Here is a 24,151-nt window from a genome sequence, read left to right on the forward strand (position 1 = left end):
TCCTGGGACCGGACGACCTCAGCGGCCGTCGGCTGCCTCGGCGTGGTGGCTCAGCGCGGCTTCGACGGTTTCGTCGATGGGCAGCACGGGCTGGAGGCCGGCGGCCTCGATGGCCCTCGGCACCACGCGGCCGGTGGCGACCAGCCGCAGCGGGGTGCCCGCGTCGGTGCACTTCTGCTGGATCTCCACCAGTGCGGCCAGTCCCGAGGAACCGAGGAAGTTCACCTTGGTGAAGTCGGCGACCACCAGCTGGGGTGGCTTGGCCAGCGCACGGGCGGTGTCGAACTCGGTGACCAGCGCGGGCACGGTCAGCATGTCGACGTCACCGGACGCGACCACGATCACCGCTGCTTCCTCGGCACGGTGTTCCAGCTCCAGCAGCTCGCTGGGCAATGGCACGGGACCTCCCGGGGTCGGACGAACGGAAAGTTTCTCCGCCGGTCTCGGTTGGTCGTGACCGAGCGCGATCGGAATCCCCGGCTGGCTGCTCAACCGGATGCACAGATCGTAGCGACCGCTCCGGAGCACTGCCATCCGGTACCGGATGCGGAAAGTTCGCCCGAACGGAGTAATTATGATCACGTCGGCGGGAAACCCGGTCCGGGGGTGGGCATTGAGTACCGGTGAAGGTGCGCGTACGGTCGAGATCAGCGGTTGAAACCAGCAGCCGAATGCACTGGGCACGTACCGCTCCAAGCGTGTCTCCGCCGATCTCCGGGAGTTTCCGGAGCCGGAAGGAGCGTCCGCCATGACGTTTCCGTTCATGCGGGATCAGCTGAACATCGCCACCGATCACAGCCTTCCCGGTCACACCGTCATCCAGGTCTCCGGCGAAGTGGACCTGGCCACCAAGCGGCAGTTCGACACCGCGCTGACCAGCGCCGTCACCACCGCCGACCCCGCCGTGGTCGTGCTCGACCTCAGCGGCGTGAGCTTCCTGTCCAGCTCCGGGCTGCAGGTGCTGACCGAGTTCCAGGACCTGGCCGACGCCACCGGCAGGCAGGTCCGGGTGGTCTGCGCCGGGCGGCCGGTCCGCCGTCCGGTGGAGATCGTCGGCCTCGACCGCCGCCTGCGCCTCTACACCAGCCGCGAAGCCGCGCTCGGCGCCGTCGCGGTCAGCTGACCCCCGCGTTCACCGCCCGCCGCACGGCCGAGACGATCTCGGCGTTCGGCATGCCCTTGATCACGTATTCGCCCACCCCGGCGTCCCGCATCAGCTTCCGGTTGCCGGCGTCGTCGTAGGCGGAGAACGCGACCAGGGGCGTGCCGATGCCGAGCCCGGCCAGGCGGCGGGCCACTTCCGCGCCCCCGCCGGTGGGCATCCGCACGTCGACCACGGCGACGTCGGGGCGGTGCCGCTCGATCAGCGCCACCGCCTGGTCCACCGTCTCCGCGTCCCCCACCACGGTGAGATCGCCCTCGGCCTCCAGCACCGCCCGCAGCGCTTCACGGATGAGCAGCTCGTCGTCGGCGATGACCACGCGGACGTCCGCTCGAACCGGTTCGGTGCTCACCCGTCCACCTCCGCACGCGCGCCCGGCCCGTCCGGGACCCAGAACCGCACCAGCGTGCCCTCGCCGGGCTCGCTGATCAGCTCCCACCAGCCGCCGACCGCTTCGGCGCGTTCCCGCATGGCCCGCAGGCCGAACTGGGTGCCGCCGTCGCCGAGCCCGCCCGCCACCACGTCGGTGCCGATGCCGTCGTCCCTGACCTCGGCGAGCGTGCCGCTGTCGATCGAGCGGAGCCGCACCCGCACCCGGCTCGCGCGCGCGTGCTTGTGCACGTTGGTCAGCGCTTCGCCGACGATGCGGAAGACCGTCAGCGACGCCTCCGGCGGCGGCTCCCCGGTCAGCTCGGCCAAGACGAGTTCGGTGGCGATACCGTGGGCCGCCAGTTGCTGCAGGTGCGCGCCGATCGCCTCGGCCAGGTCCTGTTCGTCCAGGGTGGGCGGGCGGAGCCGGCGGACCAGGTCGCGCAGCCGGTCGATGGTCTCGGCCACCGCGGTGTCCAGCGCGCGGACCGCGGGCAGGAACTCCTCGGGCACCTGCCTGCTCAGCAGCTGCATCCGCATCGACACCGCCACCATCGCCTGGATGGAGTCGTCGTGCACGTCCCAGGCGATCCGGCGCCGCTCGGCCTCCTGCGCCTCGACCAGGTGGAAGAACAGCCGCCTGCGCTCGACCAGCTCGCTCTCCGCGCGCACGCGCTCGCTGACGTCCCTGGTGACCTTGCCGAACCCGCGAAGCCTGCCGTGGCCGTCGAACAAGGCGGTGATCACCACCACCGCCCAGAACCGGCTGCCGTCCTGGCGGACCCGCCAGCCCTCGTCCTCGAACCGGCCCTCGGCGGTGGCCACCTCCAGCTCGTGGGCCGGTTTGCCGGCCCGCAGGTCGTCGGGCGGGTAGAACACCGAGAAGTGCTTGCCGATGATCTCGTCGGCGGCGTAGCCCTTGATCCGGGCGGCGCCGGTGTTCCAGGTCGCCACGTAACCGCGGGGGTCGAGCATGAAGATCGCGTAGTCCTGGACGCTCTGCACGAACAGGCGGAAGGAATCACCGGAATAGGGATCGTCGAGCGGGTCGGCCTCGTCCACACCATCGGGTTCCGGCCCGCTCACTCCGGGAAGCTCACCAGCCGGGGACCACGACTCAGCCATTTCCGCTCGGCGATGGCAGCCGCAACTCGCACCAGACCACCTTGCCGCCACCCCTGGCCTGCACGCCCCAGTTCTGGGACAGCCGCTCCACCAGCGCCAGCCCCCAGCCGCCCTCCGGCCCGCCGAGCTTGGGCCGCGGCCTGGCCGGGTTGCCGTCCTCGCACTCGATCCGGATCAGGCCGCGGGTGCAGGTGATGCTCAGCGTCGGCTTGCCGCCGGCGTGCCGGACCACGTTGGCCACCAGCTCGGAGGCGATCAGCGTGGCGTCCTCGAAGGGCAGCGTGCCCTGCCACGGCGCCAGCACGCGGGCGACGAACCGCCTGGCCTCGCCCTCGGCGGTGAGGTCGGCAGGCAGCACCGCGGTGACCGGGTCGTCCGCACTCAGCATGCTGTCCATCATCTCCCATCGTCCACCCGTCCGGCGCAGTCCGGCTAGACGCAGCGGTGTCCGATCCACTGATGCACCTGCATCAGTCGAGCAGCCCGCGGCGGCGGGCGATCGCCACCGCCTCCAGCCGGGAGTGCGCACCCAGTTTGGCCAGTGCGCGCTGGGCGTGGTTCCGCACGGTGTTGCGGGCCAGGTGCAACCGCCGCGTGATGTCCTCGACGGTCGCGCCGTCGGCGAACAACCGCAGGATCTCGCGTTCGCGGGCGGTCAGCTCGGCGGGTGCGCCGCGGCCCGAGAGCCTGCCGATCACCTCGCCGAGCAGGCCGGCGTCGAACACCATCTCCCCCGCCGCCGCCCGGCGGATGGCGTCGGCGAGGTGGTGCAGCCCGGCCGCCTTGGACACCACGCCGGCACCGCCCGCCTCGACCACGCGGGTGGCCACCCCGGCGCTGACCTCGGCGGTGAGCAGCAGGACCTTGGGCGCGGCGGCGAGCGCGCGCAGCCGGGCGATCAGTTCGAGGCCGTCGCCGTCGGGCAGCCTGCGGTCCAGCAGCACCAGGTCCGGGTTGGTCAGTTCCACCTCGCGCACCGCGTCGGCCAGCGAACCGGCCCGCGCCGCGAGGTCGATGTCGCCGATACCGGCGAACACGAGTTCCATCGCCTCCGCCACCATGTCGTGGTCTTCGACGAGGACGACACGGATCGCAGGCATCGCGGGCACGCTACCAGCCGGTTCGGTGCGGAGCAGCGCGGACGCCGCCGTCCGGGGGCGGCACGCGCGGGATCGCCCGCCGCCGGACGACCCGCGGCCGTGGCGGGCGAACCGGGTTCACCCCAGCCAGCCGGGCCGGTCGCCGCGGACGCGAGCCCACTTCCGCCGGAACTCCGCCTCCAGCGCGGCGCCCTCGGTGGCGTTGAGGCCGTGCAGCACGCCGAAGGAGAACGAGCTGTGCCCTTCGCGATCGGCGGCCACCGCCAGCGGCACCAGTTCCTCGCGGGCGACCACACCGTCGTGGTGGTCGCCGAGCACCGACTGCACCGCCTTGACGCGCTTGCGCCACGCGTCGAGCCGCTTCCCCATCACCGGCCGCACCGCGTCGGCGGTGTACCGGGCCTGCTTGGCCTTCTTGCGCACCTCGTGCAGGGCGGCGTCGCGGTCCTTCGCGGTGTCCAGCGCGGCCACCGCCTTCTCCAGCCGCCGTGCGGCACGGCGCACGGCGTGGCGGAGTTCGGTGCGGGCGGGGCGCTTCGCCTTCTTGGTCAGCGGCGGGTCGTCGAGCAGCGCGTCCAGTGCCCGCAGCAGTTCGAGGTACCGCGTGCTGTTCAACGCGGTGAGCGCGCCGGTCCTGGCCCGTGCGGCCCGCTGTTCGAAGTAGGTGCCGAGGAAGACCGCCACCGGGCCGATGGTCAGCCGCCGGGGCAGCCCGGTCACCTGCCCGGCCAGCCCGGCGTGCAGCACCTCGTTGTCCCGCACCGGGCCCAGCTCACCGCCGAGCCACTTCAGCTCCTCACGCAGGTGTGCCACGGCGTCGCGGTCGAGCACGCGGCGGAAGGAGCCGAGGGCGCTGCGCAGCCGCCGCATCGCCACGCGCATCTGGTGGACCGCGTCGCCGGCGTCGCGGCGCACCCCGGCGTCGTGGCGGCGCATCGCCTCCACCTGCGTGCGCAGGTAGTGCAGCACCACCTCGCCCGCGGTCGCCTTCTTGCGCGGCGGCGCACCGGATTCGGCGGGCAGCAGGTCGCCGATCAGCCGCCGCAGCTTCGACGGCCACGCCGACGGCACCGCCCCGGCGTCGACGACCAGGTCCGCCAGTGTGGCCAGGGTCCCGTCGCCGGTCTCGGGAGCCAGTTCGACCTCCAGTTCCCGCCACTGGTCCAGGCGCGCCACCGCACCGGCCGCTTCCCCGGTCACGTGGTCGTCGGTCAGCGTCGCCAGCACGCGGCCGTCGGCGTCGGCCAGTTCCACCTCGTACCGCACGGTGCGCAGCCCGGCCACGCCGATGAGCTCCGCACCGCGGCTGTGCCCGCGCACCAGTTCCGCCAGTTCGGCCGGTACCTCGGTGGATTCGCCCAGTGGCAGCGTGATCTCTTCGCGCGCGTCCTCGCCGACGGGCAGCTTCAGGTGCCAGCCCTCGTCCCCGCCACCGGTGCGGCGGCGCAGCGTCACCCCGGCGCGGGCCAGGTCGTAACGCGGGGTGTCGTAGTAGGTCGCGTCGAGCCGCAGCTCGCGGGGTTCGGACTGACCGGCGACCGGCCCGCGGGCCCGCAGGTCCGGGATCGGGCGGTCCAGCGGGAAGTCGAACTTGCGTTCGCGCTCCACCGCGGTCCGCGGTTCGGCGGGGGTGCTCACTCCGGTCAACTCACGGCCTCCTGGTTCAGCCGGGCAGTGCGCCCGTCGTCGCGAAATCCGCCCGGCGGGCCACCGAAACCACCTGGTCGGCGAAGCGGCCGTAGAACCGGGCCAGCAGGGTCACGTTCACCGCGGCGGGTACCCCGTGGGGCCAGCCCGGATCGGTGACCTCGGTGAGCAGGTGCCGGTGCAGCGCGTCCACTTCGGCCTCGGCCGCGCTCAGCCGCCCGACCGCGGTCTCGGCGGCGCCGTGCAGGAATTCGCACAGGTCCTCGGCCATGCTCGTGGTGCACGCGGCGAGCTGCTCGAACGCGGGCAGGAGCTCTTCGGGCACCGCCCGCGCCGGATGGGCGCGCGCGGCGGTCTCGGCGATGTGCCTGGCCAGATCTCCCATGCGCTCCAGCCGATCGGCGCAGTACACCGCGGCGAGCACCAGCCGCAGGTCACCGGCCACCGGCGCCTGCAGCGCCAGCAGCCGGTGCGCGGCCCGCTCGCACTCGTCCCTGGCCCGGTCCAGCCGCCGGTCGCTGGCCACCACCTCGGCCGCCACCGCCGGTTCGGCGTCGAACAACGCCCGGCTGGCCAGCCGCAGTTCGGTGGCGGCCGTGGTGGACAACCCCATCAGCTGCTCGCCCAGGTCCGTGAGCTGGCCGTGGAACCGTTCCCGCACCCGCCTCACCTCACCCGGCCGCGCTGCCTCACCTCCGGGTGGACTACCCGATCAGGTACCCCGGCAAACCCGCGGCGGGTTTGGTTCCGGCCCGCGGTGGTTATCCCCGCCCCGTGCACACCCGGGATTTCGGGCCGGAGCACGACGGGCGCCAGCCGCTCCCCGTCTTCCTCCCGCCGATGCAGGCGAAACCGGGCTCCCTGCCGCCGGTCGCCGAAGACGAGGAATGGGCCTACGAATTCGACTGGGGCGGTCCGCGGGCCCTGGTCCGCGTGCAGGACGGCCGGACGTCGGTCCGTGAGCGCTCGGGCCGGGTGATCACCGACGAGTTCCCCGAACTGGCCGGGATCGGCGCGGCGCTGGGCGGCACCGAGGTGCTGCTGGACGGCCAGCTGATGGCCTTCGACGGCGGCCTGCCCAGCCCGGCGGCGCTGCGGCGGCGCGGGAAGCGGCGCGCCAAGGCCTGGTACCTGCTCTCGGACGTGCTGCACCTCGACGGCACCCCGTGCCTGGACCTGCCGTACCTGCAGCGCCGCGAGCTGCTGGCCGACCTCGACCTGCACGGGCCCGCCTGGCAGACCCCGGGGCACCAGCTCGGCGGCGGGGGCGCGGCCCTGCGCTCGGCGCTCGCGCGCGGCCTGCCGGGGGTGCTGGCGAAACGGCTGAAGAGCCCGTACCAGCCGGGCAAGCGCAGTGCCCACTGGCTGGCGGTGACCGGCACCGGGGTCCAGGAGGTGGTGATCGGCGGCTGGCGGCCGGGTGGCGGCTCGCGGGCGGGCACCTTCGGTTCGCTGCTGCTCGGCATTCCGCACGGCAGCGGGCTGCGTTACGTGGGCAACGTCGGCACCGGGTTCACCCACGACGCGCTCGGGGTGCTCGCCGGGCGGCTGCGGCGGCTGGAGCGCAAGACCGCCCCGTTCCACTCCGTGCCGGACCCGCAGGCCCGCGGGGCGCACTGGGTGCGCCCGTGCCTGGTCGGCGAGGTGGTCTTCCGCGGCTGGACCGACGCGGCGTGCCTGCGCACCCCGCGCTGGCGCGGCCTGCTGCCGGGCCGGGATCCCGGTGGCGTCCGGTTCGGTGAGTGAACGCGAAGCGAACGGAATGGAAAACGACCGCACGGGGTACCACGAATGGATGAGTAGCCAGCCCACCGCTGAATCCCGCGACGAGCAGCTCGCGCGCAACGTCAGCGAGTTGCTCGGGGAACTGCGCGTGGCCCAGGCAGCCGTGCAGTTCCTCTTCGGCTTCCTGCTGACGATCACCTTCACCGACCACTTCCGCGAGGCGAGCGGGTTCGAGAAGGGCATCCACCTGACCGCGGTGCTGCTGGCCGCCACCTCGACGGCACTGCTGGCCGCTCCCCCGGTCTGGCACCGCATGCTGTTCCGGCAGGGCCGCCGCGAGGAGATCCTGCAGCTGGGCAACAAATCGGTGCTGGCCGGGCTGGTCTGCCTGGCGCTCGCGGTGACCACCACGGTGGCGCTGATCGCCAAGGTCATCTTCGGCTCGCTGTCGATGGCCCTGATCGGCCCCGCCATCGGCGTGCTCTTCGGCGTGCTGTGGTTCGTGGTGCCCCACCACATCCGCCGGCGGCCCCCCGGGGCGGCGGAGCCGACGGCGGACGGGGAGTGAGCGGTTACTCGTCGCCGGGCCAGTCGCCGGTGGCCTTGCGGTAGCCCTCGGCCCCGGCCCGGTCCACCGCCGCCTTCACCGCGCCGAAGATGGCGCCCTGCACGGCCGCGGCGATGACCACCTCGGCCCAGCCGTACTTCGCGTCGGTGGCGTCGGGGGCGTCGTCCTGCCCGCGCACCCGCTTCCAGATCTGCTTGAACAGCGCGCTGGCGGCGATCCCGCCGAGTGAACTGACCACCAGGCCGAGCGGCTTGTACAGCACCTTGTTCATTTGCGGCTCCTGCGGATGATCAGCAGCACGATCAGGGCCAGCAACGCGGCGCCGCCACCGGCGACCGGCCACGGGTTGCGGTGCACCGAATCCGCTGCCCGGTGGGCCTGCTCCTTGGCGCGGGCGGGCACGTTCACCTTGTGCGCCAAGGCTTCCATCGTCTCGCCGAGTTCCTGCCTGGTCAGTTCGATGTCCACCCGCGCCTGCTCGGCGTTGCGCGGGAAGGCGGTTTTACCCTGCTGCGACCCGGCACCGGACTCGCCGCCGCTCATGAGCGCACACTCTCCTTCAGCACCTTGACGTCGGTCTGCACGCTGGCCACCGCCTCCTCGGGCACCGGCGGGGTGGCGCGCTTGAGCTGCGCCTTGCCGAGCAGGCCCGCGATCCCGGCGAGCACCAGCAGGACACCGGCCACGATCAGCGCGGCGGCCCAGCCCGGCAGCACCACGGCCAGCCCGAGCACCGCGGCCGCGACCAGGGTGAGCACCGCCAGCAGCGCGACGAACCCGGCCGCCCCGGCCAGGCCGGCGCCCGCGCCGAGGCGCTTGCCCTTCTGCTGCAGCTCCGCCGTCGCCAGCCGCATCTCGTCGCGGACCAGTCTGCTCAACTGCTCGGACGCGTCCCCCACCAACTGGGAGACCGAACGGTCGTCCTGAGTCATCGTTACCTCCCGTGCGCTGTTACCGCCCGGCTACCCCGATCGCCGGAGGCTCAACCGGGCCGTTTGCGCCACCGGTGCCCGGGTACCCGCCGGGCGCAGGAAACTCTCCGGAAGGAGGCGGGAAATGCCGCAGCAGGCTTGGAGCAACAAGCGGGAACGGCAGTACGAGCACATCAAGTCGAGCCAGCAGGACCGCGGCGCGAGCGAGGGCCGGGCCGAGGAGATCGCCGCGCGCACGGTCAACAAGAACCGCGCGCAGGCCGGGGAAGCCAAGCAGGCCAGCAAATCCTCCGTGCGCGACGTCTCGCCGCAGCACCGCGGCGGCAAGCGGTCGGGCAACCGGAGGGGTCCCGGCGGGCCGACCAAGGACCAGCTCTACAACGACGCGAAGAAGCGCGGCATCAAGGGCCGGTCCACGATGACCAAGAAGGAACTGCAGCAGGCGCTGGGCCGCTGACGGATCGACCGAAAAGGGGGCTTCCGGATTTCCGGAAGCCCCCTTTTTCGCGTTCCCCGTCAGTTGCCGGGACGCTGGACGTCACCGCGCCAGGCACCGGTTTCCCGGCCGCGCTTCTCGATGAACTCCTCGAACCGCTTCATGTCACCCTTGATCCGGCGGTCGAGCACACCGAGCTTGTCAGCCACCTGCTCGACGAAGCCCTCCGGATCGATGTCCATCTGCGCGGTCACCCGGGTGCGGTTGTCGTCGATCCGGTGGAAGGTGATGACGCCCGCGTGCCGCGGCCCGTCGTCCGACCGCCAGGCCACGCGCTCGTCCGGGTGCTGTTCGGTGATCGTGGCGTCGAATTCCCTTTCCGCGCCACCGATCTTCACCCGCCAGTGGGTGTGCGTGTCGTCCAGCTGGCGGACCTCCTCCACGCCTTCCATGAACTCCGGGAAGGACTCGAACTGGGTCCACTGGTTGTACGCGGTGGAAACCGGTACGCCGACTTCGACGGTCTCGGTGATCGTGCCCACGGGTTCTCCTCGATCGCGGTTGCTTACGCGATCCGGGTACCCGAACTCCGCCCGGTCACACGTGTGCCGTGGATGTAGTCCAGTGCGTCCTGCCGCGGGGACTCGCCCAGCACCGTGGTCCACCCCGCGGGGACCTCCACGAACGAGGGCCACAGCGAGTACCGCCCGCTCTCGTTCAGCAGCACCACGAACCGGCCCCGGGGATCCGCGAACGGATTGCTCATCACCGCCGACCTTCCTTGCCCCGCTCACCCGGCCGGCGTTCCCGGCCGCCCCTCCTACTCCAAGGTAGGCAGGCGGCGGCGCCGGGGCAAAGGTTTCGGCGGGTTTCGCTGTCCACCCGATGGCCACCGGCGAGTAACTCGCCGGTGGCCACGCAGGTCAGACCACCGCGGGTGCATCATCGGCGAAGAGCAGTTCGGTCTGCTTCGCGGTGATGTACGCGATGGCCTCGGCGCGCCAGGTGGCGGGCAGGGCCACCCGCCAGCCCCGCGGCACGTCCACGTAGGACGGCCACAGCGAGTGCTCCCCGGTTCCGTTCTCCAGCACCAGGTAACGCGCACCGGGGTCGTCGAGGAACGGGTCCACGGGCCCTCCCGGTCAAGAAGCGCACTTCTCCTCGGCCAGCGCGGGCGGCGCCCAGCCGGCGGCCTCGCCCCACTCCCGCGCCCGCCGCTGCTTGTCCGCCCGCTCGGCTCTCGGCAACTGCGCGTAAGCCACGTCGCGGACCAGCGAGTGGCCGAACGCGTACGCCGCCTCGCCGCCCGCGCCCGCCGGGCGGGCCCGCCGCAGGAACTCCAGCCGCTCCAGGTTGCCCAGCGCCCGCGCCACCTCGGCCGGTTCCCGGCCGCCCACCGCGGCCACCGCCGCCGGGGTCACCGGCTCGCCGACCACGGACGCGTCGAGCAGCACCGCCTTGTCCACCGCGGGCAGGGTGTCCAGCCTGGCGGCGATCACGCTCCGCACCGCCTGCGGCAGCGGCAGCTGGTCGCGTTCGGAATCGGGCCAGTCGCCGCTGCGCAGCCGGTCGGCCAGCACCCTGGCGTACTCCACGGCGAACAGCGGGTTGCCGCCGACCCGCACGGCCAGCACCCGGCAGAACTCGGTCAGCGAGTCGGCCACGATCGGGTCCTGCTCCTCGGCGGGCTCGGCCCCGTCCCCGGCGACCAGGTCTTGCAGGATGCCGGTGATCGCCTCGTCCGAGAGCGGGTCCATCGTGGTGGTGGTGGCGTGGCGCCGTCCCCCGCCCCAGCCGGGGCGGCGCTGCAGCAGTTCGGGACGCGCGGTGGCCACCACGAACAACGGCACCGGCGCGGCGTGGTCGGACAGCTCGTCGACGAAGTCCAGCAGTTCGTCGGTGGCCCAGTGCAGGTCCTCCAGCACCACCACCACCGGACCGGCCACGGCGATGGCTTCGAGGAAGCGGCACCACGCGGCCAGCATCTGCCCCGGGTCGGCGGGCCGCTCCCCCAGCCCGGCCAGCCGGCACAGGTTCTCCCGCATCCAGGCGGCCGCCTCGGCGGGCACCGCGAGCCGGTCGATCGCGGTGGCGATCTTCTCGCGCACCACCCCGGCCGGGTCGGCGGCGGCGAACCCGCAGTGCTCGCGCAGCACCCCGGTCAGCGCGGCGTACGGCGCTTCGGCGGCGAACGGCTGCGTGTCGCCGGTCAGCGCGGCGGCGATCTCCCCGCGTTCGGCGGCCTGCCTGCCGAATTCGGCGAGCAGCCGGGACTTGCCGATGCCCGGCTCGCCCAGCACGGTCACCAGGTGCGGCCGCCGCCAGCCGCGCACCTGGCCGAGCAGGCTGCGCAGCACCTGCAGTTCGTGGTCCCGGCCGACCAGGCCCGGCCCGGTCTCCGGCACGCCGATCGTCCGCGGCGCGGGTGCCACGGCCAGCGCCCCGCGCCCGCCGCCGGGCACCGGTGCGTAGGTGATGGCCTCCTCGGTGGCGTACCGGGTGGTGTCGCAGACGAGGATGTCGCCGTCGGGCACCGCGGCCAGCAGCCGCGCGCAGCCGTCCATCACCGAACCGGTGACCATCGGCGGCCCGTCGCAGCCAGCGGCGCCGTAGCGGACCAGCGCGGGGCCGGTGGCCACCGCGACCCCGACGCTGATGCCGGTGGCCGCCCGGCGGCTCAGCCCGGGGATCTCGTCGGCGAGGAACCGGTCGCGGATGGCGAGCGCGGCCCGCACCGCGCGTTCGGCGTCGTCCTCGTGGTTGCGGGGCACCCCGAACAGCACCAGGTACATCGAGCCGATCGAGCCGCCTGCCACCCCGTCGAACCGGCGGACCTCGCCGCCGATGATCGCGCCGACCCCGCGCATCGCCTCGTCGACGTCCTCGGGATCGGCCTCGGCCATGCCCGGCCCGAGCTGCGCGGAGACCAGCAGCGCGCTGACGTTCTTGCGCTCGGCCCTGGCGTCGGCGGGCGCGGACGGCGGCAGCCGCACGGTGGCCACCGGCGCGGGCTCGGCGGTGGTGGCCGGCGCCTCCTGGTGCACGGGCGGTTCCGCCGGTTCCGGGAGCGGGCGGCGCTGGCCCGGGATCGCCCGCGGGGTGCTGGTGACGGCCACCCGGATCTGCCCGGCGGGCAGGCCCGGCACGGTCAGTTCGGCGTCCTGGTTGAGGATCATCCGCTGCAGTTCACGCAGTTCGCGGCCGGGTTCGATGCCGAGGCCGTCGACGAGCAGCGCGTAGGTGCGGCGGTAGGCGTCCAGCGCGTCGGCCTGCCTGCCGGACCGGTAGAGCGCGAGCATCAGCTGCCCGCACAGCCGTTCCCGCAGCGGTTCGGCGGCGACCACCTCTTCGAGTTCGGCGATCACCTCGTGGTGGCGCCCGCAGCTCAGCTCCGCCTCGAACCGGTCCTCCAGCGCGACCAGCTTGAGCTTTTCCAGCGCGGCCAGTTCGGGCCAGGCGATCCCGGTCTCGACCAGGTCGGCCAGCGCGGGACCGCGCCAGAGGCCGAGCGCCTCGCGCAGCGTGCGGGCGGCGGGCTCGGCCAGGCCCTCGGCCAGTTCCGCGCGGCCGCGCTCGGCGAGTGACTGGAAGTGGTGCAGGTCGACCGACTCGGGGTCCACGCGCAGGAGGTAACCGGGGGCGTGGGTGAGCAGCATCGGGGTGCGGCCGGGGGCGTGCGGGCGGGAGGCCAGCGTGCGGCGGATGGCGGAGACGGCGTTCTGCACCATCTTGCGGCCGGTCGAGGGCACGCCGTCGGCCCACAGCGCCTTGACCACGTGGCTGGTCGGCACCACGTTGTTCGCGTGCAGCAGCAGGTAGCCCAGCACGGCCCGCTGCTTCACGCCGCTCAGTTCGACCGGCGGACCGTCGTCGACCATCTCCAGAGAACCGAGAACGCAGAACCTCACGAACTTTCACCCCGACTCTTGCCGGTCGAACTCGAAAAACTTTCACATCGAGCGAGTTCCGGCATTCCGGACCGAAATCCGCTTCCCGGGCGGTCGCCGGGTCACCGGTCAATCGCTTGTGGCAATTGCCCGGCAGCCCGGCGGCGGAGTCGCCGCGGCGTTCCCCGCGCCCACCGAGCGGGCCCCGGTCCCTCGACTCATGTAACTGCTCGAGTGCACCTATCGTCACACATGAGTCACTCCACAGGTACTGCGGAACTCCACAGGTCGATCCACAGAGATGTTGGGAACTATCCGCCCGAGCCGCGTAACAGCGTCACAGAACCACGCGGAAAACCTTGGCCGGCAAGGAAAGCGCAGGTTCGGCCCGGAACGGGCGGGGGACCGGCCGGGCGGCGCCGTGGGCTGGGGGCACCACAGTGGATGATCACGAACGGTAGTTCCCGGACACTGGCCGTGACCACCCTGCGGAGCCGCGGACCACCCGGGGCGCCCCACCCGGTGCCCGGGGCGGCGCAACCTTAAGTGCATGTTAATTCACCACACGGCCGGGCGGGCTCGCCTAGGATATGGATTGCCTGAACCGGTCCGGTCGCGCAGTTCGGCCCGTCAGCGGGAGGTGTCCATTAATGCGCTCTAACGAGAAACACGCACGCAACACAGTGAACACCGTCGCATCCGATCTCGCAGCCCCCACGGCGAGAATCACACTTTCCGCCGCGTTCGCCCGTTCCGCCCCGTCACCCGTCCGGCCGCGTCTTCGCCCGGCCGGCGGTACCCGCCGGGAACCCGGGGGCTGAGCCGGTGCCCGCCGCAACCAGGACCGACCGGCCCGCCTTGACAGTGCTCCCGCTCCGGTGACAGGGTCCCCCGGATACCTGTCGGACAGCCGGACAGGGCGCTGGCCGTCGCGCACACCCCGGGCCGGAAACAGCACACGGGAGGTAGCCGTGGAGGGTTCCGTCCCGCACGAGCCGCGGCTTCGCGGACGTGCCGAGCAGTTGTGCGCGATCGGCGGCCGCCTCGACGCGGTGGCCGCCGGCCGCCCCGCCATCCTGAACCTGGCCGGAGCCGCCGGAGCGGGCAAGACCGCCCTGCTCACCGCGGCCACCGCCGAGGCCACCGCCCGCGGGTTCCGCGTGCTCACCGCGCGGTCGGCCCGCCTGGAACGCGACTTCGCCTTCGGGGTGGTGCGCCAGTTGCTGGAGGGCACGGTGTTCGAGGCGGGCGCGGCGGAACGCGCGCGGCTGCTCGAGGGCGCCGCCGCCTTCGCCGTGGAGGTGCTGGAGGCCGGTCCGTCGGCCACCGCGGTCGACCTGCACTCCACCTTCCACTCCCTGTGGCACCTGTGCCGGTACCTCGCCGAGGGGGCACCGCTGCTGCTGGTGGTCGACGACGTGCACTTCGCGGATCCGCTGTCCACCCAGTGGCTCGACTACGTGTCCCGGCGGCTGTCCGGGCAGCGGATCGGCATCTTCACCGCGAGCACCCGCGGGACCGAGGGGGGCCCGTTCCGCCGGGCACCCGGGGTGACCGGGGCCGAGCAGCTGGAGGTCGGCGGGCTGGACACCGACGCGCTCACCGGCCTGGTCACCGAGGTGCTCGGCGAGGACGTCTCCGCCGAGTTCGTCCGCACCTGCCACACCGTCACCGCGGGCAACCCGGCGCTGCTGGAAGGGCTGCTGCGCTCGTGCCGGGCCGCGGGCACCCGCGGCGAGCGGCTGGACCTGTCCCGGTTCGGCGCGCAGGAACTGGCGGCCACGGTCTACCACCGGCTGGCGCAGGAGGACACCGCGCTGGTGGCGCTGGCGCAGGCGATCGCCGCGCTGGAGGGCACCGACGCCGACCTGGAACTGGCCGCCGCGGTGGCCGGGCTGCCCGCCTCGGCCACCTTCTGGGCCGCGCGGCGGCTGCGTGAGATGAACCTGCTCGCCGACACCGAAGCGCTTTCCTTCACCGAGCGCGGCATCCAGGCCGCGATCGCCTGCCGGCTGACCCCGCAGGACCTGCACACCGCGCACACCAAGGCCGCCCGGTTCCTCAACGGGGTGCACGCGCCGTGCGCCCGCGTCGCCGCGCACCTGCAGGAAACCCGTCAGATCGGCCAGGACTGGGCGGTGCGCACGCTGCTGGCCGCGGCCAGGGAGGCGATCGCCGACGGCGACCCGAACACCGCCGTGGTCCACCTGCGCCGGGTGCTGCACGAACCGCTCACGCCCGAGCAGCGCGACGAGGTGCTGTCCGAACTGGGCGCGGCGGAGATCCACGTCGATCCGCCCGCGGCCGTGCAGCACCTGAGCGTGGTGGAGGCGGAGTCCGCGGCACCGGAGCGCCAGGCCGCGGTGGCGGCCCTGCTGGCCGGTGCCCTGTCCGAATGCGACCGGTTCCGCGAATCGCTGAACGTGCTGCAGAACGCGGTCGACCGGCTCGACCCGGAGCACCCGGAACTGGCTTCGGAACTGGAAACCGAGATCCTCTACCTGTCCAGGCACGATCCGCACACCGCGACCACGGTGCCGCAGCGGCTGGCGAACCTGCGGCGCCGCAACAGTTCCACACCGCAGGCGCGGCGCAGGCTGAACGCCTTCGTGGCCGAACACGGTGCGGTGGCGCTGGACCACATGTCGGCCGCGGCCCTGCGGCGGCTGGCACTGGACTCGACACCGCCGGGCCCGCTGAACGACCTCGGCGAACTGCGCGCGTTCGGCGCGGTGGTCAGCGCACTGTCCAATTTGGAGGAATACGACCTCGCGCTGCAGATCTGCGAGGAGGTGCTCGACGACCGCAGGCGCAGCCTGCCGCTGGCGACCGGGCTGGCCAGCGCCTACTGCGCGGACATCCGGTACCAGATCGGCCAGCTCACCGCGGCGCGGTCGGACGCGCAGGCCGCGCGGGACGAGCTGGAGGCCTTCGAGATCCGGCGCGGCATCATCCCGGCGCTGCTCGACGGCACCGAGATGCGGCTGGCCGCGGTGCAGCACGACACCGAGGCCGCCGAGCGGCTGCTGGCGCGGCACCGGCACATCGCCAAGTCGACCTACCTGCGCACCTGCCTGGCGCTGCACGGGCGGGGACTGCTGCACGCGTCACTGGGCAACCACACCGCGGCGCTGACCGACCAGCTCGACTGCGGGCGGCGGCTGGAGCGGTTCGGCTACGTCGACCACCCGCAGCTCCCGTGGCGCGTGCCCGCCGCGCTGGCGCAGTTCCAGCTCGGCAACCACGAAGAGGCCATCCTGCTGGCGAAGACCCAGCTGGCCTTCGCGCGCAAGCGCGGGCTGCCGCGCATGCTCGGCATCGCGCTGCACACCGCCGCCACGGTCACCGAGGACGCGCGTTCGGCGGACCTGCTGACCGAGGCCGTCGAGGTGCTCGGCCGCTCCCAGGCGAAGCTGGAATTCGCGCAGGCGCAAGCGGAACTCGCGGTGCACCTCGGCGGTGAGCAGTCGCCCGCCATGCTGCACCAGGCCATGTCGACGGCCACCAGCTGCGGTGCCATCGCCCTGGCCGGCCGGATCCACCAGCAGCTGCACTCCCCCGCCACCGCGCAGCCGCAGGTGCTCACCCGGCGGGAGCACAACATCGCCACGCTCGCCGCCCAGGGCAAGAGCAATCCGGAGATCGCGCAGGCGCTGGTGCTCAGCCGCCGCACCATCGAATTCCACCTGACCAACATCTACCGCAAGCTCGGCATCTCCCGCCGGAACCAGCTCACCCAGTCCCTGGTCGGCTCCACCACCCCGTTCTGAACCGGGTCAGGCCGGGGTGATGATCGTGGTGAGGGTGCGTTCGACCTGGTCGAGGTGGGTGGTCATGGCGGCTTCGGCGGCCTCCGCGGAACCGGTGCCGATGGCGCCGACGATCGCCTCGTGCTCGTGGTCCGAGCGGGTCCGGCGGTCGGCGAACTGGTTGAGGAAGAACGACTGCTGCCGCAGCGCGTCCCGGATGTCTTCGATGACCTTCGCGAACACCGGGTTCCCCGAAGCCTGCGCGACGCTGATGTGGAACACGGTGTCCAGCGCGACCCAGGCGGTGTCGTCGGTTTCCTGCCGCATCCGGGAAACGAGCGAACCGAGCCGGTCGAGGTCGCCGGCGGCGCGGCGGCGGGCGGCGTAACCCGCCACGGGGATCTCCACGTGCCGCCGCACTTCGAGCAGGTCCCGCGCCGAGTACGAGCCGAAGGTGGGGTTCGGCGCCACGCCCGCCGCCTGCACGTAGGTGCCCTTGCCGGTGCGCGAAACCGTCAGCCCGAGCGCCGCCGAAGCCCGCAGGGCCTCCCGGATCACCGACCGGCTGACCCCGAACGACTGCGCCAGCGACGCCTCCGCCGGCAGCTTGTCGCCGACCCCGTACTCCCCGCGTTCGATGGCGGCCCGGATTTCGCCGAGCACGGCCTCCATCGCGGTCACCCGGCGCGGTGGCGCAGCGCCTGTCCGCCTGTCTGACAGGCTCATGGCGATACAACGTGACACGGCGGCCACCCGGTGTCAAGCAGCCGGTCGACAGCTTGCTCTCAGGATTTCGTCATGTTCGCTCCATACCCTCGGAACCGGACATTCGACCCGAGGAGTTCCATGACCGCCCGCCCCTCCCCGGCCGACGCCGTGGCCGGGTTCGCCGCCCTGGCCACCGGCGTCGTCCTTCTCGCCCTGCTGCACGTGCTGCCGGGCACCGCCGGCATCAGCCCGGTGCGCCGCACCATCAGCCAGTACGCGCTCACCGACAGCCGCTGGATCTTCGACCTCGGTGTGGCGCTGGTGGCCGTCGGCTCGGCCGCGTTGTTCTACGCGCTGATCCGGCGCGGCCTGGTCGAGCGGTTCTCCGCCGCGAGCGTGTTCGGCGCGGTGTGGACGGCCAGCCTGCTGCTGATCGTGGCGTTCCCGAAGACGAACTGGGCGATCGGCCCGAGCCTCGGCGGCACCATCCACCGCTACGCCAGCGTGGCCGCCTTCGTCGCGCTGCCGCTGGCGGTCATCTTCGGGGCCCGCACGGTGTTCCGGCACTCCCCCGCCGCGCGCCGGCTCACGGTGTTCTTCGGCCTCACTTCGCTGCTGTGGTTCGGCTCGATCCTGGCCGGTGTGGTGAACATGCTGGCGGGTGGCGAGCCGTGGTGGACCTTCGTGCCGCTGGGCCTGGTGGAGCGGCTGATGGCGCTGAACGAGGTGTTCGCGATCGCCGCGCTCGGCTTCGGCGCCCTCCGCCCGGGCGGGGCGCCGGGCATGACGCAGGTCACACCTGAGGACGAACCTGTCGCGGTAACTTCCTAAGCGCTTGCTTAGCGCGGCGGCCCGGCGCATGCTCGAAGCCGTCGCGCTCTTCGTACTCGCTTCAGGAGGAACAAGTGACCCAGTCCCCTTCCCGTGTCGCGATCGTCACCGGTGCCGGTCGCGGCATCGGCGCGGCGGTGGCCGCGCGGCTGGCCGCGGACGGTTTCGCCGTCGGGCTGCTGGACCTGGACGCCGGCGCCGTCGAGCAGGGCGCCGAAACGCTGACCGCGGGCGGTGGCCGCGCGCTCGGCGTCGGCCTCGACGTCAGCGACGCCGAGCAGGTCGAGGCCGCGGTCGCCCAGGTGGCCGCCGAACTCGGCCCGCCGACGGTGCTGGTCAACAACGCCGGCATCACCAGGGACAACCTGCTGTTCAAGATGACCGACCAGGACTGGGACTCGGTCATCGGCGTGCACCTGCGCGGGTCGTTCCTGATGACCAGGGCGGTCCAGAAGCACATGACCGAGCAGGGCTGGGGCCGGATCGTGAACCTGTCGAGCACCTCGGCGCTGGGCAACCGCGGCCAGGCCAACTACTCCGCGGCGAAGGCCGGGCTGCAGGGCTTCACCAAGACGCTGGCCATCGAACTGGGCAAGTTCGGCGTCACGGCGAACGCCATCGCGCCGGGCTTCATCGCCACCGACATGACCGCCGCCACCGCCGAGCGCGTGGGCATGGACTTCGAGGACTTCAAGAAGGCCGCCGCCGAGCAGATCCCGGTGCGCCGCGTCGGTGAGCCGGCCGACATCGCCAACGTGGCCTCGTTCCTGGTCAGCGAAGGCGCCGGCTTCGTCTCCGGCCAGGTCATCTACGTGGCCGGCGGGCCGAAGGACTGAGGCCGATGCGTACCTTCCCCGACGTCGACGCCTTCGCCGCCGCGGCCGGCGAGCACCTCGGCTACAGCGACTGGGTTCGGATCACCCAGGAACAGGTCCAGTTGTTCGCCGACGCCACCGGTGACCACCAGTGGATCCACCTCGACACCGAGCGCGCCGCGGCCGGGCCGTTCGGCGGCACCATCGCGCACGGTTACCTGACCCTGTCGCTGATCCCGCGGTTCGGCCAGGACATCTACCGGGTGGACGGGCTGTCCATGGGCATCAACTACGGCCTGAACAAGGTGCGGTTCCCGCAGCCGGTGAAGGTCGGCTCGAAGGTCCGGGCCGGTGCCGAACTGACCGAGGTGACCGACGTGACCGGCGGCAAGCAGGCGGTGGTGCGGTGGACGATCGAAATCGACGGCGAGGCGAAACCCGCGTGCGTGGCCGAAACCGTCGCCCGGCTGATCCGCTGAGCCCCGCCCACCCGGCTGTACTCCATACCGACTAGTCGGTATGCTACCGGGACCGATCGATCTTTGACAGGAGAGCAGATGGCCACCCGCGAAGACCTGCCAGGACTCGACCTCGAGCGCCTGCGCGCGCACGTGGACGAGGTGCTGCCCGGACTGCTGTCCGGCCCGCTGCACGGCACGGTGGTCGAGGGTGGCCGCTCCAACCTCACCTACGTGGTCGGCGACGGCACCGGCCGGTGGGTGGTGCGCCGGCCGCCGCTCGGTCACGTGCTGCCCACCGCGCACGACATGGTGCGCGAGCACCGGGTGATCACCGCGCTGCACGACACCCCGGTGCCGGTGCCCGAGACCCTGCTGCTGTGCCAGGACACCGAGGTGCTCGGCGCGCCGTTCTACCTGATGGAGTTCGTGCCGGGCACGCCGTACCGCGCCCGCGCGGAGATGGAGGCGCTCGGCGAGCAGCGCACCCGCGACATCGCGCTGGCGCTGGTGGACACCCTGGTCGAACTGCACGCGGTGGACCCGGACGCGGTGGGCCTGAGCGATTTCGGCCGCCCGGACGGCTTCCTCGAACGGCAGCTGCGGCGCTGGAAGAAGCAGCTGGACGGCTCGCGCAGCCGCGAGGTCCCCGGCATCGACCGGCTGCACGACCGGCTGGCCGCCGCGGTGCCGGTCTCGCCGCCGCCCACCGTGGTCCACGGTGACTTCCGGCTGGACAACGTGCTGGTCGGGGCGGACGACCGGATCAACGCGGTGCTGGACTGGGAGATGTCCACCCTCGGCGACCCGCTCACCGACGTCGCGCTCCTGCTGGCCTACGCCGAGCGGGACGCGGTGAACCTCGGTTTTGTCTCCAGCGCCACCTCGGCGGCCGGGTACCCGAGCGCGGACGAGGTGGTCGCCCGCTACGCCGAACGCTCCGGCCGGGACGTGTCGAAGCTGAACTGGTACGTCGGCTTCGCCTTCTTCAAGCTCGCGGTGATCCTCGAAGGCATCTACTTCCGCTTCACGCAGGGGAAAACGGTGGGCGAGGGCTTCGAGAAGGTCGGGGCGGGCGTGGCTCCGCTGGTCGCACACGGCAACGAGATTCTCAAAGAGGAGAAGTGACGATGGAATTCGCCTACGACGCGAAGACCGAGGAGCTGCGGGAGCGCCTGCTGTCCTTCATGGACGAGCACGTCTACCCGGCCGAGGCGGTGTTCGAGGAGCAGCTCGCCGAGCGCGACAGCGAGTGGGCCGGTGTGCCGGTCGTCGAGGAGCTCAAGGCCGAGGCGCGGCGGCGCGGGCTGTGGAACTTCTTCCTGCCCGGCGAGCACGGCGGCGGCCTGACCAACCTGCAGTACGCGCCGCTGGCGGAGATCACCGGGCACAGCCCGCGGCTGGCCCCGGCCGCGCTGAACTGCGCCGCCCCGGACACCGGGAACATGGAGGTGCTCGCCATGTTCGGCAACGAGCAGCAGCGCAAGCAGTGGCTGGAACCGTTGCTGGAGGGCGAGATCCGCTCGGCGTTCGCGATGACCGAGCCGGACGTGGCCTCCTCCGACGCGCGCAACATCGCCACCCGGATCGAGCGCGACGGCGACGAGTACGTGATCAACGGCCGGAAGTGGTTCATCTCCGGCGCGATGAACCCGAACTGCCAGATCTTCATCGTGATGGGCAAAACCGATCCGGACGCCGCGCCGCACAAGCAGCAGAGCATGATCCTGGTGCCGCGCGACACGCCGGGCCTGACCATCAAGCGCGGCATGAAGGTCTTCGGCTACAGCGACGGCGACCACGGCGGGCACGCCGAGATCGTCTTCGAGAACGTTCGGGTGCCCGCGGAGAACCTGCTCACCGAGGAGGGCAGCGGGTTCGCCATCGCCCAGGCCCGGCTCGGCCCCGGCCGGATCCACCACTGCATGCGGCTGATCGGCATGGCCGAGCGCGCGCTGAAGCTGATGTGCGAGCGCACGCTGTCGCGGTCCGCCTTCGGCAAGCCGATCGCCGAGCAGGGCGTGGTCCAGGACTGGATCGCCGAATCGCGGGTGCGCATCGAGCAGCTGCGGCTGCTGGTGCTCAAGACCGCGTGGCTGATGGACACCGTGGGCAACCAGGGCGCGCACACCGAGATCCAGTCGATCAAGATCGCCACCCCCGCCTCGGTGGAGTGGATCATCGACAAGGCCATCCAGGCCCACGGCGCCGGCGGGGTCAGCCAGGACTTCCCGCTGGCCGAGCTGTGGATGTCCGCGCGCATGCTGCGCCTGGCCGACGGCCCGGACGAGGTGCACAAGCGCTCGCTGGCCCACCGCGAACTCAAGCAGTACCGGACGGAGCGTGCCAAATGAGCGTCACCGCGGAGGAATTGCGCGAGCGCACCAAGAAGCTGCTCGCCGAGCACGACTCCAGCGACCGGCCGGCGTTCCTGCGGGCCCGGTTCGACGCCGGGCTGGCCTGGGTGCACTTCCCGGTGGGGCTCGGCGGGCTCGACGCGCCGCGGGCGCTGCAGTCCGTCGTGGACGCCGAACTGGCCGCCGCGGGCGCTCCGGACAACGATCCGCGCCGCATCGGCATCGGGCTGGGCATGGCCGCGCCGACCATCCTCCGGTTCGGCACCGAAGAGCAGCGCGAGCGCTATCTGCGTCCACTGTGGACCGGTGAGGAAGTGTGGTGCCAGCTGTTCTCCGAGCCAGGCGCCGGTTCGGACCTGGCCGCGCTGGGCACCCGCGCGGTGCGCGACGGGGAAGACTGGGTGGTCACCGGGCAGAAGGTGTGGACCTCCAGCGCGCACACCGCCCGGTTCGCCATCCTGGTCACCCGCAGCAATCCCGACGTGCCCAAGCACCAGGGCATGACCTACTTCATCTGCGACATGCACGCCCCCGGCGTGGAGGTCCGGCCGCTGCGCCAGATCACCGGTGAGGCGGAGTTCAACGAGGTCTTCCTGACCGGGGTCCGCATCCCGGACGCGAACCGGCTCGGCGAGGTCGGCGACGGCTGGCGCGTCGCGCAGACCACGCTGATGAACGAACGCGTCGCGATCGGCGGGCACGCCATCCCGCGTGAAGGCGGCATGATCGGCATCGCGGCGAAGCTGTGGCGCGAGCGCCCGGAGCTGCGCACGCCGGAACTGCACGACCGGCTGCTGCGGTTGTGGGTGCGCTCGGAGGGCGTGCGGCTGGCCGGGGCACGGCTGCGCCAGCAGCTCGCCGCCGGCTCACCCGGTCCCGAGGGCTCGGCGATGAAGCTCGCCTTCTCCACGCTGAACCAGGAGATCTCCGGCCTGGAACTGGAGTTGCTCGGCGAAGAGGGCCTGCGCTACGACGACTGGACGATGCGCCGTCCGGACAAGGTGGACTTCACCGGGCGCGAGGCCGGGTACCGCTACCTGCGGGCCAAGGGGAACTCGATCGAGGGCGGCACCTCGGAGGTCCTGCGCAACATCATCTCGGAGCGGGTGCTCGGGCTGCCGTCCGAGCCGCGCGTGGACAAGGACGTCGCCTGGAAGGACCTGCCCCGATGACCGCGGACCTGCTGTACTCCGAAGTCGAGGAAGACCTGCGGGCGAGCGTGCGCTCGCTGCTCGCCGCCCACTGCGAGCCGCCGGCGCTGCTGAAGCGGGCCGAGAGCGCCGAGCCGTACGACCTGGAGCTGTGGCGGGCGCTGGCCGGTGACCTGGGGGCGGCCGGGCTGCAGGTGCCCGAGGACCGCGGCGGGCACGGGGCGTCGGCGCGGGAGGTCGCGCTGGTGGCCGAGGAACTGGGCCGCAGCGTGGCGCCGGTGCCGTTCCTCGGCAGCACGGTGCTGGCCACCAACGCCCTGCTCGCTTCCGGCACGGACCACGAACTGCTGGGCGAACTGGCGTCGGGCACCGCGACCGCGGCGCTGGCCGTGCCGCTGTCCACCACACCGGGCGGGTTCAAGCCCGCGGTGGAGGTGGCGGACGGGGTGCTGACCGGCCGGGTGGGCACGGTCGCCGACGCCTCGGTCGCGGAGTACCTCGTCGTGCCCGCCGGTGACGGGCTGTATGTGGTGGACTCCGGGTTCACCGTGTCGGAACTGGTCTCGCTGGACCTGACCCGCCGGGTCGCCGACGTGACCTTCTCCGGCGCGCGGGGCACCCCGATCGCGACCGGCGAGGCGGCCACCGCAGCGCTGACCGCGGCGTTGACCGCCGGGTCCGCGCTGCTGGCGTCGGAGCAGCTGGGGCTGGCGGACTGGTGCCTCGAGGAGACGGTGCGCTACCTCAAGGGGCGGTACCAGTTCGGCCGCCCGGTGGGTTCGTTCCAGGCGCTCAAGCACCGGCTCGCCGACCTGTGGCTGGAACTGGTCTCGGCCCGCGCCGCGGCGCGCTACGCCGCGGACTGCCTGGCCCGGCGGGACCCGGACCTGCCGGTGGCGGCGGCGGTGGCGCAGGCGCTGTGCTCGGAGGTCGCGGTGCACGCGGCGGAGGAGTGCGTCCAGCTGCACGCCGGGATCGGCATGACCTGGGAGCACCCGGCGCACCTGTACCTGAAGCGGGCGAAGGCCGACCAGCTCACCCTGGGCACCGCCGGACGGCACCGAGCCGCCCTGGCCGGCCTGGTGGACCTGCCCCCCTTGTGAGGCCGCGCCGATGTCCACCGGGCCGCAC

The 24,151-nt window shown here is 72.4% G+C and carries 27 protein-coding genes; 12 read left to right on the top strand and 15 right to left on the bottom strand.

Translation table 11 applies throughout. The annotated features are described in order from the left end of the window. Positions 1-18: 18 nt before the first annotated feature. Positions 19-399 (bottom strand): STAS domain-containing protein, encoded by a 381-nt coding sequence (locus AC07EG_RS07830; RefSeq protein ID WP_478252256.1) that lies wholly within the window; start codon positions 397-399, stop codon positions 19-21. A 349-nt stretch (positions 400-748) separates the two neighbouring features. Here AC07EG_RS07830 and AC07EG_RS07835 point away from each other — a divergent pair, with 349 nt between their 5' ends. Continuing rightward, positions 749-1,123: an STAS domain-containing protein gene (locus AC07EG_RS07835; protein WP_478252257.1), complete on the top strand. Its 375-nt coding sequence runs from the start codon at positions 749-751 to the stop codon at positions 1,121-1,123. Here AC07EG_RS07835 and AC07EG_RS07840 read toward each other — a convergent pair. From AC07EG_RS07840 to AC07EG_RS07865, 6 genes are all read right to left on the bottom strand, one after another. Continuing rightward, on the bottom strand, positions 1,116-1,514 hold the full coding sequence (locus AC07EG_RS07840; protein WP_478252258.1) for a response regulator: 399 nt from the start codon (positions 1,512-1,514) through the stop codon (positions 1,116-1,118). The two genes, AC07EG_RS07835 and AC07EG_RS07840, sit on opposite strands and share 8 nt — an antisense overlap. Next, positions 1,511-2,617, bottom strand: coding sequence for a PAS domain-containing sensor histidine kinase (locus AC07EG_RS07845; RefSeq protein WP_478252259.1), 1,107 nt, complete (start codon positions 2,615-2,617; stop codon positions 1,511-1,513). The genes AC07EG_RS07840 and AC07EG_RS07845 overlap by 4 nt, the downstream gene beginning before the upstream one ends. A 31-nt stretch (positions 2,618-2,648) precedes the next feature. Further along, a complete protein-coding gene (locus tag AC07EG_RS07850; protein ID WP_478252260.1) occupies positions 2,649-3,044 on the bottom strand; it encodes an ATP-binding protein in 396 nt (131 codons plus the stop codon). Positions 3,045-3,126: 82 nt separating this feature from the next. Further along, positions 3,127-3,756, bottom strand: a complete 630-nt coding sequence (locus tag AC07EG_RS07855) for a response regulator transcription factor (RefSeq protein ID WP_478252261.1) — start codon at positions 3,754-3,756, stop codon at positions 3,127-3,129. Positions 3,757-3,873: 117 nt separating this feature from the next. Then, positions 3,874-5,394 carry a CYTH and CHAD domain-containing protein gene (locus AC07EG_RS07860; RefSeq protein WP_478252607.1) on the bottom strand — a complete coding sequence of 507 codons (1,521 nt, stop codon included), beginning with the start codon at positions 5,392-5,394 and terminating at the stop codon, positions 3,874-3,876. Positions 5,395-5,419: 25 nt separating this feature from the next. Next, positions 5,420-6,064, bottom strand: coding sequence for a phosphate signaling complex PhoU family protein (locus tag AC07EG_RS07865; protein ID WP_478252262.1), 645 nt, complete (start codon positions 6,062-6,064; stop codon positions 5,420-5,422). Between the two features lie 113 nt (positions 6,065-6,177). On the opposite strand from AC07EG_RS07865, the gene AC07EG_RS07870 reads away from it, so the two are divergent. Further along, positions 6,178-7,149 carry an ATP dependent DNA ligase gene (locus AC07EG_RS07870; RefSeq protein ID WP_478252263.1) on the top strand — a complete coding sequence of 324 codons (972 nt, stop codon included), beginning with the start codon at positions 6,178-6,180 and terminating at the stop codon, positions 7,147-7,149. A gap of 49 nt (positions 7,150-7,198) precedes the next feature. Further along, complete coding sequence (locus AC07EG_RS07875; protein WP_478252264.1) at positions 7,199-7,696, top strand: DUF6328 family protein; 498 nt, start codon at positions 7,199-7,201, stop codon at positions 7,694-7,696. Positions 7,697-7,700: 4 nt separating this feature from the next. On the opposite strand, the gene AC07EG_RS07880 is transcribed toward AC07EG_RS07875, so the two are convergent. Genes AC07EG_RS07880 through AC07EG_RS07890 form a run of 3 tightly spaced genes read right to left on the bottom strand, consistent with a single transcriptional unit; the run spans position 7,701 to position 8,628 of the window. Continuing rightward, positions 7,701-7,967: a DUF4235 domain-containing protein gene (locus tag AC07EG_RS07880; RefSeq protein ID WP_478252265.1), complete on the bottom strand. Its 267-nt coding sequence runs from the start codon at positions 7,965-7,967 to the stop codon at positions 7,701-7,703. Then, complete coding sequence (locus AC07EG_RS07885) at positions 7,964-8,239, bottom strand: DUF3618 domain-containing protein (RefSeq protein WP_478252266.1); 276 nt, start codon at positions 8,237-8,239, stop codon at positions 7,964-7,966. The genes AC07EG_RS07880 and AC07EG_RS07885 overlap by 4 nt, the downstream gene beginning before the upstream one ends. After that, on the bottom strand, positions 8,236-8,628 hold the full coding sequence (locus AC07EG_RS07890) for a phage holin family protein (RefSeq protein WP_478252267.1): 393 nt from the start codon (positions 8,626-8,628) through the stop codon (positions 8,236-8,238). The genes AC07EG_RS07885 and AC07EG_RS07890 overlap by 4 nt, the downstream gene beginning before the upstream one ends. Before the next feature lie 124 nt (positions 8,629-8,752). Between AC07EG_RS07890 and AC07EG_RS07895 the strand changes: the two genes are divergently transcribed. Then, entirely contained in the window at positions 8,753-9,085 is a 333-nt protein-coding gene (locus AC07EG_RS07895; protein ID WP_478252268.1) for a plasmid stabilization protein, read from the top strand. Between the two features lie 59 nt (positions 9,086-9,144). On the opposite strand, the gene AC07EG_RS07900 is transcribed toward AC07EG_RS07895, so the two are convergent. The 4 genes from AC07EG_RS07900 to AC07EG_RS07915 all read right to left on the bottom strand — a co-directional run bounded on the left by AC07EG_RS07900 (position 9,145) and on the right by AC07EG_RS07915 (position 12,972). Continuing rightward, positions 9,145-9,606 carry an SRPBCC family protein gene (locus AC07EG_RS07900; protein WP_478252269.1) on the bottom strand — a complete coding sequence of 154 codons (462 nt, stop codon included), beginning with the start codon at positions 9,604-9,606 and terminating at the stop codon, positions 9,145-9,147. 23 nt (positions 9,607-9,629) lie between these two features. Further along, on the bottom strand, positions 9,630-9,830 hold the full coding sequence (locus AC07EG_RS07905; protein ID WP_478252270.1) for an MbtH family protein: 201 nt from the start codon (positions 9,828-9,830) through the stop codon (positions 9,630-9,632). A 157-nt stretch (positions 9,831-9,987) separates the two neighbouring features. Then, positions 9,988-10,194: an MbtH family NRPS accessory protein gene (locus AC07EG_RS07910; RefSeq protein ID WP_478252271.1), complete on the bottom strand. Its 207-nt coding sequence runs from the start codon at positions 10,192-10,194 to the stop codon at positions 9,988-9,990. Positions 10,195-10,206: 12 nt separating this feature from the next. Continuing rightward, positions 10,207-12,972 carry a BTAD domain-containing putative transcriptional regulator gene (locus AC07EG_RS07915; protein WP_478252272.1) on the bottom strand — a complete coding sequence of 922 codons (2,766 nt, stop codon included), beginning with the start codon at positions 12,970-12,972 and terminating at the stop codon, positions 10,207-10,209. A gap of 950 nt (positions 12,973-13,922) precedes the next feature. Here AC07EG_RS07915 and AC07EG_RS07920 point away from each other — a divergent pair. Beyond that, entirely contained in the window at positions 13,923-16,721 is a 2,799-nt protein-coding gene (locus AC07EG_RS07920; protein ID WP_478252273.1) for a helix-turn-helix transcriptional regulator, read from the top strand. Between the two features lie 6 nt (positions 16,722-16,727). Here the strand turns inward: AC07EG_RS07920 and AC07EG_RS07925 are convergent, their stop codons facing one another. Continuing rightward, the gene (locus tag AC07EG_RS07925) at positions 16,728-17,372 is read right to left on the bottom strand and encodes a FadR/GntR family transcriptional regulator (protein WP_478252608.1); all 645 of its coding nucleotides are present in this window, start codon (positions 17,370-17,372) and stop codon (positions 16,728-16,730) included. Between the two features lie 174 nt (positions 17,373-17,546). On the opposite strand from AC07EG_RS07925, the gene AC07EG_RS07930 reads away from it, so the two are divergent. The 7 genes from AC07EG_RS07930 to AC07EG_RS07960 all read left to right on the top strand — a co-directional run bounded on the left by AC07EG_RS07930 (position 17,547) and on the right by AC07EG_RS07960 (position 24,123). Beyond that, positions 17,547-18,239 carry a DUF998 domain-containing protein gene (locus tag AC07EG_RS07930; RefSeq protein ID WP_478252274.1) on the top strand — a complete coding sequence of 231 codons (693 nt, stop codon included), beginning with the start codon at positions 17,547-17,549 and terminating at the stop codon, positions 18,237-18,239. A gap of 74 nt (positions 18,240-18,313) precedes the next feature. Then, positions 18,314-19,075, top strand: a complete 762-nt coding sequence (gene fabG / locus AC07EG_RS07935) for a 3-oxoacyl-ACP reductase FabG (protein WP_478252275.1) — start codon at positions 18,314-18,316, stop codon at positions 19,073-19,075. A 5-nt stretch (positions 19,076-19,080) separates the two neighbouring features. Next, entirely contained in the window at positions 19,081-19,533 is a 453-nt protein-coding gene (locus tag AC07EG_RS07940) for a MaoC family dehydratase (protein WP_478252276.1), read from the top strand. 78 nt (positions 19,534-19,611) lie between these two features. After that, on the top strand, positions 19,612-20,640 hold the full coding sequence (locus tag AC07EG_RS07945) for a phosphotransferase family protein (RefSeq protein ID WP_478252277.1): 1,029 nt from the start codon (positions 19,612-19,614) through the stop codon (positions 20,638-20,640). A gap of 2 nt (positions 20,641-20,642) precedes the next feature. Beyond that, positions 20,643-21,866, top strand: a complete 1,224-nt coding sequence (locus AC07EG_RS07950) for an acyl-CoA dehydrogenase family protein (RefSeq protein WP_478252609.1) — start codon at positions 20,643-20,645, stop codon at positions 21,864-21,866. Continuing rightward, positions 21,863-23,041 (top strand): acyl-CoA dehydrogenase family protein, encoded by a 1,179-nt coding sequence (locus AC07EG_RS07955; protein WP_478252278.1) that lies wholly within the window; start codon positions 21,863-21,865, stop codon positions 23,039-23,041. Before AC07EG_RS07950 ends, AC07EG_RS07955 begins: the two co-directional genes overlap by 4 nt. Then, positions 23,038-24,123, top strand: a complete 1,086-nt coding sequence (locus AC07EG_RS07960; RefSeq protein ID WP_478252279.1) for an acyl-CoA dehydrogenase family protein — start codon at positions 23,038-23,040, stop codon at positions 24,121-24,123. The genes AC07EG_RS07955 and AC07EG_RS07960 overlap by 4 nt, the downstream gene beginning before the upstream one ends. Positions 24,124-24,151: the final 28 nt, after the last annotated feature.

The organism is Amycolatopsis sp. NPDC045836, assembly GCF_056431745.1.